Genomic DNA, 13,157 nt, shown 5'->3' on the forward strand with positions numbered 1-13,157 from the left:
TAAAAAGGAAATACACAAATGAAATACGGCTATTTCGATAACGAGAATCGCGAATACGTCATCACTCGCCCTGACGTACCAGCACCATGGACAAACTACCTAGGTACTGAGAAGTTCTGTACAGTTATCTCGCACAACGCGGGTGGCTACTCGTTCTACAACTCTCCAGAATACAACCGTGTTACTAAATTCCGTCCAAACGCGACATTCGATCGCCCAGGACACTACGTTTACCTGCGTGATGATGAGACAGGTGATTACTGGTCAATCTCTTGGCAACCTGTTGCGAAAAGCCTAGATGAAGCAAACTACGAAGTTCGTCACGGCTTGTCTTACTCTAAGTTCAAATGTGAATACAGCGGTATTACCGCGACGAAAACATTGTTCGTTCCAAAAGGTGAAGACGCTGAAATCTGGGATGTAGTGATTAAAAACACCTCTGACAAACCACGCACGATCAGCGCATTCTCATTTGTTGAGTTCTCATTCAGCCACATTCAATCTGATAACCAAAACCATCAGATGTCTCTTTACTCAGCAGGTACGGCTTACAACGAAGGCGTGATTGAGTACGACCTGTACTACAACACGAACGATTTCGAAGGTTTCTACTACCTAGCTTCAACATTTGACCCAGATTCATACGACGGTCAACGTGACAGCTTCCTTGGTCTATACCGTGACGAAGCAAATCCGTTAGCAGTGGAACAAGGTAAGTGTTTCAACACCGCACAAACTTGTTACAACCACTGTGGCTCTCTGCACAAGCAATTTACCATCCAACCAGGTGAGGAAGTTCGCTTTGCTTACATTCTAGGTATCGGTAAAGGCAACGGCGAGCGTCTGCGTGCTAAGTACCAAGATCTTGCAGAAGTTGACAACGCATTTGCTGGTATCAAAGCACACTGGGATGAGCGTTGTGGCAAGTTCCAAGTGAAATCACCAAACGAAGGTCTAGACACCATGATCAACGCTTGGACGCTATACCAAGCGGAAACTTGTGTCGTTTGGTCTCGCTTTGCTTCATTCATCGAAGTGGGTGGTCGTACTGGTCTGGGTTACCGCGATACAGCGCAAGATGCGATCTCAGTTCCTCATGCTAACCCTGCAATGACGCGTAAACGTATCGTTGACCTGCTACGCGGTCAGGTGAAAGCGGGTTATGGTCTACACCTATTTGATCCAGATTGGTTCGATCCAGAAAAAGCTGACGTTAAACCATCGAAATCACCGACAGTTGTTCCTACTCCGTCTGATGAAGACAAGATTCACGGTATCGAAGACACATGTTCGGATGACCATCTATGGTTAGTCCCAACCATCTGTAAGTACGTGATGGAAACGGGTGAACATAGCTTCTTCGACGAAGTGATCCCTTATGCTGACGGGGGTGATGCCACGGTTTATGACCACATGAAGGCAGCACTAGACTTCTCGGCTGAATACGTAGGTCAAACCGGTATCTGTAAAGGTCTGCGTGCAGACTGGAACGACTGTCTAAACCTCGGTGGTGGTGAATCTTCAATGGTGTCGTTCCTACACTTCTGGGCACTGCAAGAGTTCATCGACCTAGCGAAATACTTAGGTAAACAAGCTGACGTTGAAAAATACACGGAAATGGCAGCAAACGTTCGTGAAGCATGTGAAACACACCTTTGGGATGACGAAGGTGGTTGGTACATCCGTGGTCTAACGAAAAATGGTGACAAGATCGGTACAGCGCAACAAGCGGAAGGTCGAGTACACCTTGAGTCAAACACGCTTGCGGTACTTTCAGGTGCGGTATCTCAAGAGCGCGGTGAAAAAGCGATGGACGCAGTCGATGAGAACCTGTTCTCTGAATATGGCTTACACCTAAATTCACCATCATTCGCAACACCAAACGATGACATCGGCTTTGTGACTCGCGTTTATCAAGGCGTAAAAGAAAACGGGGCAATCTTCTCACATCCAAACCCATGGGCTTGGGTAGCTGAGGCTAAATTAGGTCGTGGTGACCGTGCAATGAAGTTCTACGATGCACTAAACCCATACAACCAGAACGACATCATCGAAAAACGTATTGCAGAACCTTACTCGTACGTACAGTTCATCATGGGTCGTGACCACCAAGACCACGGTCGTGCAAACCACCCATGGTTAACAGGTACATCTGGTTGGGCTTACTTCGCCGTAACCAACTTTATCCTCGGTGTGCGTACAGGCTTCGATGGCCTGACCATCGATCCTTGTATCCCAACGAACTGGCCAGGTTTCGAAGTGACTCGTCAATGGTTAGGTGCAACGTACAACATCAAAGTCGTTAACCCTGATTCAGTGAGCAAAGGTGTTAAGTCGATTACCGTAAACGGTGAGGCGGTAAGTGGTGCATCGGTGCCAGTTCAAGCACAAGGTTCAGTAAACGAAGTTATCGTTACTCTAGGTTAATCATCTTTTAGGGGAGTCCTTCTCCCCTTTTGGTTTATCCGGTGCACTTGAGTTTGATAAGCGCATCGGTTCGCTAGCAAAGATTTAAGAAGCGGTGGGATGCCGCTCTTATCGAGGATCGAATTATGATCAAATTTGGTACAGGTGGTTGGCGTGCATTTATCGGTGAGGAGTTCACCAAAGATAATGTACGTTTGGTTGCTCAAGCAGTCGCAAACATTACGAATAACGAATCCGTGGCTGATCGTGGTTTTGTCATTGGTTATGACCGCCGCTTTCTTTCTGATAAAGCTGGTCGTTGGTTCGCTGAAGTACTAGCAGCAAACGGCATTGTGGTTAGCTTTATCGACAAGTTTGTTCCAACGCCTATTGTGATGTTCAAAGCGAAGGAAATGGGTTGTGCTTACTCAGCATGTATTACCGCATCACACAACCCTGCCGATTACAACGGCATCAAAGTCTTCATTGAAGGCGGTCGCGACGCTGATGAAATCATCACACAAAAAATCGAATCACAAATATCAACGCTAACGACACAAGATGTAAAAAGCGTCGACTTTGAACAAGCGGTTGAAGATAAGCTGATTCAAATCATCAACCCGATGAACGAGTTTGTTGACTCAATCATTGACTTTATCGACATCGAGGCGATCAAAAAGGCAAATCTACGCGTATTGATCGACCCTATGTTTGGTGTTGCAAAAAACGCACTTCAAACGGTACTGATTAATGGTCGCTGTGAAGTCGACGTGATCAACGATGGCAAGAACCCAGACTTTGGTGGATTGATGCCATCGCCAAGTGCAGCAACGCTTTATCGCTTGATGCATCTTGTTGAGCAGGAAGGCTATGACATTGGTATCGGTACCGATGGCGATGCAGACCGTCTTGGCATTATCGACGAGAAAGGTAACTTCATTCATCCAAATGAAGTGTTACTGCTGCTTTACTACTACTTGCTTGAATACAAAGGCTGGACAGGCTCAGTAGTGCGTAATATCGCAACTACACACTTACTCGACAAAGTCGCGGAAGACCACGGAGAAAAGTGCTTTGAGGTTCCTGTAGGCTTTAAACATATCAGTTCTCAAATGGAAGCTGACGATTCACTGATTGGCGGTGAAAGTTCTGGCGGTCTAACCATTCGCGGTCACATCAAAGGTAAGGATGGCGTATTCGCATCAAGCCTATTGGTGGAAATGATTTCAGTAACCGGTAAAAAACTGTCTGAGTTACTCGATGAAATCTACGGTAAGTACGGCTATGCGTATATGGCTGAAGGCGATTGCAAATTCAAACCTGCGCAAAAAGACGCGTTGTTCAACAAGATTTATATTGAGAAGCAGTTACCTGAGTTTGAGTTTGAGATCGAAAAAGTCAGCTACGAAGATGGTGCGAAAGTTTACTTCAAAAACGGTGGTTGGATTATCGCTCGTTTCTCTGGTACCGAACCGTTGCTACGTATTTTTGCAGAGATGCAAGATAAGGACACTGCGGAACGTGTTCTTCAACAGTTTAAAGACTTCTTGTCTTTATAACTGACACCTTGTGCCCGCTTCGAGCACATAACCTATAGGTGAAGAACACTTGCCCGGCTTTAGCGCCGGGCTTTTTTATGGTGCTGAATTTGGGCTTAACTGATTACGCAAAAGCCAACACGCCTTGTGTTTCCACTTTCACTGCTACGCTATCACCGACATTCAACGCTTGCGTTGACGTCGCTAATAAACGGTCGCCGTTAACATCAATCACATAACGGCAGTGATCACCCATAAAGTGTTGCTCAAGCACTTTGACCGCACTTTCTTCATCAGCGGCAATCTGTACATGCTGAGGACGAAGTAACAGCGCACAGTCTCCATCCATCTTAATGTCTTGCTGAGCGTTCGCTTCCACCACGCCAAGGTGTGTATCAAATTCGCTCTCAGAGATTCGCTTTGCAGCAAGGTAGCTACCACCACCTAGGAAGTCAGCAACAAACTTACTCGACGGTTGGTAGTAAAGTTCAGAGGCAGTACCGTACTGTTCAATCACACCATGGTTCATCACTGCCATCTTATCGGCAAAAGCAAAAGCTTCTTCACGACTGTGAGTTACAAAGATCGCAGTAACTCCCTGCTCCTTAAAAATCTTGCGAATTTCACGGATCAGCTCGTGACGCACCTGAGTATCGATGTTAGAAAATGGTTCATCAAGCAACAGAAGATCCGGCTTATAAGCCAGTGAACGAGCAATCGCAACACGCTGTTGCTGACCACCCGACAGCTGATGCGGGTAACGGTCACCGTAACCTTTAAGATGAACCAAGCTGAGCATCTCTTCGACTTTAATCAGCTTTTGCTGCGCCGATTCGTTCTTTAAGCCAAAAGCAATGTTCTCAGCGACTGTTAGATGTGGGAACAAAGCGTAATCTTGGAAAATCATACCAATATTACGCTGCTCTGGTGGCAACCAGTTTTTTCCGTCATCAATAGTCAGGCAGTTCAAGCTCATTTGACCGGAACTCAGAGGAAGCAGCCCAGCAATGGCTTTCAAAAGTGTCGTCTTACCACAGCCACTCGCACCGAGTAGACAGACAATCTGTCCTTGTTCAACCTCTAGAGAAAGAGACTCAAGAACAGTCTGATCGTCATACTGACAAGTTAGGTTTTTAATCGATAATGCGCAGCTCATCAGTGACTTTGCTCCAGTGAACGGTTAACAACAACAAGCGGGATTAACCCAACAAGAACCAGTAATACGGCGGGTAATGCAGCAAGTTCTAAATGCTCATCCGAGGCAAAGTTATACACGTACGTCGCCAAGGTTTCGAAGTTAAATGGGCGCAGCAATAACGCGGCATTGAGTTCTTTCATCGACTCAATGAACACCAACAGACCAGCAATTAAGGCACCACGCTTAACCAATGGAAAATGCACACGCCACAACATAGTGTTTGGTGTACAACCCATCGTACGCGAAGCCATATCCAACGATGGCGAAATCTTATTTAGGTTACTCTCAACGCTACCGATCGCGACAGCAGAGAAACGAACAACCATCGCGAAAATCAGAGCAAACATAGATCCTGAGAAGATCAGTCCCGGTCTACCCCACTCCATCGCTTTAGCAATATCGTTCACGCGATGATCCATAAACAGCACCGCTACCATCACACCTATGGCGAGCACAGTACCAGGTACCGCATATCCCATTGAAGATAGGCGCATAAAGGCTAAACTTGAACGTCCACCATTGACTCGCTGACTAAAGTTTACCGTTAAAGCAATCGCAACACCGATGATTGCAGCCACGACTGACACCACCAAACTATTCCATGCATATTCACGAAACTCCGGTGTCCAGCTTTGCGCAAAGTAAGTAATAGCGTAATCAATCAACTGTAGCAGAGGAAAAATAAATGCGATCGCAACCAAGCCCCAACACCAAACTAATGCGCCCCACTTTTGCCAACCTTGAAGTTCATAGCGAAAATCTTCATGACTATTAAACTGGCTTTGGAACAGCTTCTGCTTGCGGCGACTGTAGCGCTCAGCACTTAACAGCAACACAACTATCACCAACATCATGGCTGAAATTTTCGCTGCGGCATTCAGGTTCGAATACCCAAGCCAAGTATCATAAACCGCAGTGGTAAGTGTGTTCACTGCAAAATAGCTGACAGTGCCGAAGTCACCAATGGTTTCCATCGCGACCAGAGACAAACCAACGGCGATAGAAGGTCTAACAAGCGGTAAAGAGATACGCCAAAAGCTCTCCCAAGGAGAACACTTCAGTAAGCGTGCACTTTGTAACAAAGAGACGTTCTGTTCCATAAATGCCGCTCGGCAGAGTAAGTAAACATATGGATAAAGAACCAGAGAAAGAACAAAGGTCGCACCACTCAAGGTACGAATATCAGGAAACCAGTACTCACCAGGTCCCCATCCGGTTATATCACGTAAGAAGATCTGGATCGGTCCGGCAAAATCAAACCAATCCGTAAAAATGTAACCAATGATATAACCCGGCATAGCAAGAGGCAGAACCAATGCCCATTGTAACCATTTCTCGGTTGGCAGTTTGCACATAGCCATAAACCAAGCGCTTGGGATACCGAGAATCAAAGAAAGAATCATCACACCAGAGGTCAGAGCAACGGTGTTATAGATGTAGGTTGGCATGACCGTCGACATCAAATGCGTAAACAAGTCATCCGTCTCGCCAATGGCGGTATAGAAGATCGCTAAGATCGGCAAAACCAGTAACAGGGTGATCACCCCACTACTGGTTTTCCATAGAGAATGTTTATTCTTCATTGCCTAAATACTGCAAGGCTTTATGAAATACAAATGCAGTTGCAAATACATCTCATATCCTTTAATCAAATGGGGGTATAGTTATACCTCCACATGGAATTAAAGGTCAAATTTCACTTCATCTAGTAGCTTAATTGCAGCTTCGTGGTGAGAAGCAATGTCATCTAGAGAGATAGTATCTGCTTTGAAGTCACCCCAAGATTCCACAAGTTCAGAACGCTTAACGCCTTCTTTTACTGGGTACTCGTAGTTTACTTCTGCATACATTTGCTGCGCTTTGTCACCCGTTAGGAATTCCATTAGCTTCACAGCGTTGTCTTTGTTTGGAGAGAACTTCGCCATTGCCATACCAGAGATATTTACGTGAGTACCTGTTGTCTCTTGGTTAGGGAAGTTGATGTATACCGCGTCAGCCCAAGCTTTTTGCTCTTTGTCGTTAACCATCTTACCTAGGTAGTAGCTGTTACCTAGAGAAACGTCACATAGACCTTCTTTGATTGCTTTAACTTGAGCGCGGTCGTTACCTTGAGGCTTACGAGCTAGGTTCGCTTTAACGCCTTCTAGCCACTCTTTTGTTTCAGCTTCACCGTGGTGCGCGATCATAGAAGACACTAGAGATACGTTGTAAGGGTGCTTACCGCTACGTGTACAGATTTTACCTTTGAATTCAGGCTTTGCTAGGTCTGCATAGTTGAAATCGTTACCTAGCTTACCAACACGGTCACGTGAAGAGTAAACGTTACGAGTACGTAGAGTGAGAGCAAACCACTCGTTTTCTTTATCTTGGTACTGTGCAGGTACGTTTTCTTCGATGATTTTGCTGTCTACCTTTTGAACCAGACCTTTGTTTGTCAGTTCAGCTAGACGGCTGATATCTGTAGTAAGGATTACGTCAGCAGGGCTGTATTCGCCTTCCTGAGCCAACTTCTCTGCTAGACCTTTTTTCGCAAACTTAACGTTTACTTTGATACCAGTTTCTTTAGTGAACTCGTTGAACATAGGTTCAACTAGGAAAGGTTGACGGTAAGAGTAGACGTTCACTTCTTCAGCAGCCATTGCTGTTGGAGCTAGAGTTGCGCAAGTAATCGCTGAAAGAGTTAGCAGTTTTTTCATTGTTTAATCCTTTACCATGCTAATGATAACGTTTATCAGTTGCGTTATTATATGCATGTTCAATAAGAAAACAATTAATCCATAAAAAAAACCTACTCGTCAGAGCAGGTTTTTGATGATTAACTTTGTAACGAATTGTGTCGTTATGACTGTTATTTCACAGTCACGAATTCTGGGTAAGCGCCAACACCACAGTCGTGCATATCCATACCTTCCAACTCTTCGTCTTCCGACACTCGGATACCAATTGTTGCCTTCAGAATTGCCCATACCACAAGGCTTGCACCGAATACCCAAGCGAAGATAACAGCAGCACCTAGAAGCTGTGCACCAAATGTGGCATCACCATTACTTAGCGGCACAACCATAAGACCAAAGAAGCCACACACACCATGAACTGAGATAGCACCTACAGGATCATCAATCTTCACTTTATCCAGACCAATGATACTGAACACAACTAGCGCACCAGACACCGCACCGATAGCCACAGCATAAAGTGGTGATGGTGATAGAGGATCGGCAGTGATTGCTACAAGACCTGCCAAGGCACCGTTCAGAATCATCGTTAGGTCAGCTTTACCCCAAGTGGTTTTACACACTAGTAGAGCTGCAATTGCGCCTGCCGCTGCCGCTGCGTTAGTGTTCAAGAAAATTTGACCTACCGCTGTCGCGTTCTCAAAGTCAGAGACCATTAGTTGAGAACCGCCGTTGAAACCGAACCAACCAAACCAAAGGATGAATGTACCTAATGTCGCTAGAGGCATGTTTGAACCTGGAATTGGGTAGATTTCACCATTTTTGCCATATTTACCTTTACGAGCACCCAGTAGTAATACGCCAGCTAACGCTGCTGCTGCACCCGCCATGTGTACAATGCCTGAACCAGCAAAGTCACTAAAGCCAGCTTCTGATAAGAAACCACCGCCCCAAGTCCAGTAACCTTCCATAGGGTAGATAAATGCCGTCAGTACCGCAGAGAAGATAAGGAAAGACCAAAGCTTCATGCGCTCAGCAACTGCACCAGATACGACTGACATTGCTGTAGCTACGAATACAACTTGGAAGAAGAAGTCCGACTCTAGAGAATGATCTGCCCCTTCACCTTGTGTGCCAATTAGCGTACCAAATGATGGTAGCCAGCCGCCTTCGCCATTATCAACATACATAATGTTGTAGCCGACCAATAAGAACATGGTACAGGCAATCGCATATAGACAGATATTTTTGGTTAGAATTTCGGTGGTGTTTTTAGAGCGAACTAAGCCCGCTTCCAGCATGGCAAAGCCTGCTGCCATCCACATTACCAACGCACCGGAAATGAGGAAGAAAAAGGTGTCGAGTGCGTAACGTAATTCCGTTACCGTTGTTGTTAATTCCATGATAGTTCTCCAATCCCTTGAATTCTTAAAGTGCTTCTGCGTCCATTTCACCAGTACGAATACGCACGGCTTGGTTTAGGTCGTAGACAAAAATCTTGCCGTCACCAATTTTTCCGGTTTGAGCCGCTTTAGTGATGGCTTCTACCACGCGTTCCACATTGTCTGCATGGGTCGCGATTTCTAGTTTTACTTTTGGTAGAAAGTCGACTTGGTATTCAGCACCACGATATAGTTCCGTGTGCCCTTTTTGGCGACCAAAACCTTTAACCTCTGATACTGTCATCCCTTCAATACCGACATCAGCCAATGCTTCGCGCACATCGTCTAATTTAAAAGGCTTTATAATGGCATTAATGATTTTCATTGAATCTTCTCCGCAGCTTTCATCCTGAAACACTTGTATTAATCCAAGCTGCGTGCCAACTTTTTATCTACTTGATTTATATGAACTTATTAAAAATAATAATCTTATAAACAAAAAGGGCGCACCACATCGGTGCGCCCTTTTCACAAATATAAGGCAACCCTAATTAGACTACCCAAAATTGTGCATTAAATGTTCAAAAAGTCTTTCCACTGCTCTATCAAGGCACAAAAGTCCTCAATACCACAACTCGCAGTACTCTCAGCATCATAGAAATCGAACTCACTTTCCATCTCGACTTCATAGTCGTGACCCAGTACGTTTTCTTGAACCAGAACTTCATCGCCGACGATCATTAAACTTATCTCAGATCCAGTTAATCTATGCTCTTGAGATGGCGAAGAAAATGCCTGTTCAACCAAGCTTTCAACTTGCGCAATCTTAGCCGGATCTTTGCCAATTTCTTCTTGTAGCCAGCGACCTACAATCTCATGCCCCATACTGCATTTGACATAATATTCGCCCATCAATGTATTGCGGATGAATTCAAACTCCATCGAGATCGCCTTTTCGTATCAATTTGGTGCGGAGTATACAGGGAGATATGGGATGGGAGAAGCGCGAGACGCAGAGCTCTCTCAATCGCTTGTTTAAAAGAGATTCCCGACAGCACTCTTTTGTCGTTTTCGGGAATGACATCGTTTTTACTCTTGGCTATTTAATCGTCATCCTCAAGAGCGAGGTACGAGCGAGCTGGGGATCTCTCGCAATGCGTTATCTAAAAAAACGCCCACCAAATGGTGGGCGCTTATCAAGTATTAGCAAAGCTCACTAAGAATTATGCAGGCTCTTGGAAAATCACTTCTGCCGCTTTCTTGGTGTACTGATCCATCTTGTGGAAGTTCAAGTAGCGGTATGTGTCTGCTGCTGTCGCATCAATTTGCTTCGCGTATTCTAAGTACTCTTCTTTGGTTGGAATCTTACCTAGAATTGCACCTACCGCTGCTAGCTCCGCAGACGCAAGGTAAACATTAGCACCCGTACCAAGACGGTTCGGGAAGTTACGCGTTGAAGTCGACATTACCGTCGCTTTATCTGCTACGCGTGCTTGGTTACCCATACATAGAGAACACCCTGGCGTTTCAATACGTACACCAGCACGACCATAGATACCGTAGTAACCTTCCTCTGTCAGTTGATCACGGTCCATCTTGGTTGGCGGTGCCACCCATAGACGAGTATCTAATTGACCACCGTATTGCTCTAGCAATTTACCTGCTGCACGGAAGTGACCAATGTTAGTCATACAAGAACCGATAAACACTTCATCAATCTGTGTACCTTGAACTTCAGATAGAAGACGAGCGTCATCTGGATCGTTCGGTGCACATAGGATTGGCTCGTGAATATCTGCTAGGTCGATTTCAATGATGTGCGCATATTCTGCATCCGTATCTGCTTCCATCAACTCTGGGTTTGCTAACCACTCTTCCATCGCTGTGATACGACGCTCGATAGTACGACGATCGCCGTAACCTTCCGAGATCATCCACTTAAGCATAGTGATGTTTGAGTTTAGGTATTCCTCGATAGACTCTTGAGATAGCTTAACTGTACAACCTGCCGCAGAACGCTCTGCTGATGCATCAGACAGCTCGAATGCCTGCTCTACAGTTAGGTGCTCAACGCCTTCAATTTCTAGTACACGACCAGAGAATTCGTTGATCTTACCTGCTTTCTCAACCGTCAGTAGACCTTGTTGGATTGCGTAGTAAGGGATGGCATGTACCAAGTCACGTAGCGTGATACCTGGCTGCATTTCACCTTTAAAGCGTACCAAGATTGACTCTGGCATATCCAGTGGCATAACACCTGTCGCAGCTGCGAATGCTACGAGACCTGAACCTGCTGGGAATGAAATACCAAGAGGGAAACGTGTATGTGAATCACCACCCGTACCAACGGTATCAGGTAGAAGCATACGGTTTAACCATGAGTGAATTACACCATCACCAGGACGAAGCGATACACCGCCACGGTTCATAATGAAGTCAGGTAGTGTATGGTGCGTATTTACATCGACTGGTTTTGGATAAGCAGACGTGTGACAAAATGACTGCATCACGAGATCAGCAGAGAAGCCTAGACACGCAAGGTCTTTTAGTTCGTCACGTGTCATTGGACCGGTAGTATCCTGAGAACCTACCGTTGTCATCTTCGGTTCACAGTATTGACCTGCACGTACACCTTCTACGCCACATGCTTTACCCACCATCTTCTGAGCCAAGGTGTAACCTTTATCAGAAGCTGAAGGGTCAACAGGCTTAGCAAAAAGATCGGTTTCTTCTAGACCAAGTGATGCACGAGCACGGCTTGTTAAGCCACGACCAATAATCAGTGGAATACGACCACCAGCACGAACTTCATCAAGCAACACTTTGCTCAGTTCAAAGCTAGAGATCTCTTCACCGTTTTTACGCACAACACCTTCGTATGGGAAGATATCAATCACATCACCCATGTTCATGTTTTGCACGTCTAGTTCAATTGGTAGTGCACCAGAATCTTCCATCGTGTTGTAGAAAATTGGGGCGATCTTACCACCTAGACAGATACCACCCGTGCGCTTATTTGGTACAAATGGGATATCTTCACCCATAAACCAAAGCACTGAGTTAGTTGCTGATTTACGCGAAGAACCGGTACCAACAACATCACCTACGTATGCTAGTGGAATGCCGTCTTTTTGCAGTTCTTCAATTTGATTGATAGGACCAACGCTGCCTGGTTGATCCGGTACAATGCCATCACGTTCCATTTTCAGCATCGCTTTTGCGTGTACAGGAATATCTGGACGAGACCAAGCATCTGGAGCTGGAGACAAGTCATCGGTGTTGGTTTCACCGGTTACTTTAAATACTTTAACAGTAATCTGATCCGCGACTTTCTTCTTCGATGTGAACCATTCAGCATCAGCCCACGATTGTAGAACTTGTTTCGCGAATGCATTACCTGCTTTAGCCTTCTCTTCAACATCATAGAAAGCGTCAAACATCAGTAGAGTATGAGACAGCGCTTTTACAGCAATAGGCGCTAGTAGGTCATCTTCTAGGAATTCAACTAGAGGAGCGATGTTGTAACCGCCTTGCATTGTACCTAGTAGCTCAGCTGCCTTTTCACGGCTCACAAGTGGTGATTCCACTTCACCTTTTGCTACCGCCGTCAGGAAACCCGCTTTTACATAAGCAGCTTCATCTACACCTGGTGGGATACGGTTCTCTAGTAGGTCAAGAATAAAAGCTTCTTCACCTTGCGGGGGATTTTTCAGAAGTTCAACAAGTCCAGCAACTTGTTCAGCGTCTAGCGGTTTAGGAACAACTCCTTCGGCAGCACGCTCTTCGACGTGTTTACGGTAGGCTTCAAGCACGACTTTTTTCCTCTCATTGCGGTTCCTCCTTTTTAATTACTATTTTTCAAAGTAAAGGAGTGAACATCCTTGGAAACTTGGCTCTCCATTGCCCTTGTTTTCATTCAATTCTGATTGAGAAACAGCGCCGTAGAGGCCAAACTGTG

The 13,157-nt window shown here is 45.5% G+C and carries 9 protein-coding genes; 2 read left to right on the top strand and 7 right to left on the bottom strand.

Features of this window, described 5'->3' with window-relative positions:
* Window positions 1-18: 18 nt before the first annotated feature.
* Window positions 19-2,427, top strand: a complete 2,409-nt coding sequence (locus AACR11_RS11125; protein WP_009703764.1) for a GH36-type glycosyl hydrolase domain-containing protein — start codon at window positions 19-21, stop codon at window positions 2,425-2,427.
* A gap of 125 nt (window positions 2,428-2,552) precedes the next feature.
* Window positions 2,553-3,965: a phosphoglucomutase/phosphomannomutase family protein gene (locus tag AACR11_RS11130; protein WP_009698740.1), complete on the top strand. Its 1,413-nt coding sequence runs from the start codon at window positions 2,553-2,555 to the stop codon at window positions 3,963-3,965.
* A gap of 103 nt (window positions 3,966-4,068) precedes the next feature.
* Here the strand turns inward: AACR11_RS11130 and AACR11_RS11135 are convergent, their stop codons facing one another.
* The 7 genes from AACR11_RS11135 to acnB all read right to left on the bottom strand — a co-directional run bounded on the left by AACR11_RS11135 (window position 4,069) and on the right by acnB (window position 13,011).
* On the bottom strand, window positions 4,069-5,100 hold the full coding sequence (locus AACR11_RS11135; RefSeq protein WP_029790358.1) for an ABC transporter ATP-binding protein: 1,032 nt from the start codon (window positions 5,098-5,100) through the stop codon (window positions 4,069-4,071).
* Window positions 5,100-6,725 (bottom strand): ABC transporter permease, encoded by a 1,626-nt coding sequence (locus tag AACR11_RS11140; protein ID WP_017189149.1) that lies wholly within the window; start codon window positions 6,723-6,725, stop codon window positions 5,100-5,102. Before AACR11_RS11140 ends, AACR11_RS11135 begins: the two co-directional genes overlap by 1 nt.
* 99 nt (window positions 6,726-6,824) lie before the next feature.
* Window positions 6,825-7,838: a Fe(3+) ABC transporter substrate-binding protein gene (locus AACR11_RS11145; protein ID WP_005446300.1), complete on the bottom strand. Its 1,014-nt coding sequence runs from the start codon at window positions 7,836-7,838 to the stop codon at window positions 6,825-6,827.
* A 152-nt stretch (window positions 7,839-7,990) separates the two neighbouring features.
* Window positions 7,991-9,220, bottom strand: a complete 1,230-nt coding sequence (locus tag AACR11_RS11150) for an ammonium transporter (protein ID WP_029790357.1) — start codon at window positions 9,218-9,220, stop codon at window positions 7,991-7,993.
* A 25-nt stretch (window positions 9,221-9,245) separates the two neighbouring features.
* Window positions 9,246-9,584, bottom strand: coding sequence for a P-II family nitrogen regulator (locus AACR11_RS11155; RefSeq protein ID WP_005439398.1), 339 nt, complete (start codon window positions 9,582-9,584; stop codon window positions 9,246-9,248).
* A gap of 188 nt (window positions 9,585-9,772) precedes the next feature.
* On the bottom strand, window positions 9,773-10,141 hold the full coding sequence (locus AACR11_RS11160) for a YacL family protein (protein WP_009698742.1): 369 nt from the start codon (window positions 10,139-10,141) through the stop codon (window positions 9,773-9,775).
* A 281-nt stretch (window positions 10,142-10,422) separates the two neighbouring features.
* The gene (gene acnB / locus AACR11_RS11165) at window positions 10,423-13,011 is read right to left on the bottom strand and encodes a bifunctional aconitate hydratase 2/2-methylisocitrate dehydratase (RefSeq protein ID WP_029790355.1); all 2,589 of its coding nucleotides are present in this window, start codon (window positions 13,009-13,011) and stop codon (window positions 10,423-10,425) included.
* Between the last annotated feature and the right edge of the window lie 146 nt (window positions 13,012-13,157).

The organism is Vibrio sp. L85, assembly GCF_963871815.1.
In the GTDB taxonomy this organism is placed as follows: Bacteria; Pseudomonadota; Gammaproteobacteria; order Enterobacterales; family Vibrionaceae; genus Vibrio; species Vibrio harveyi.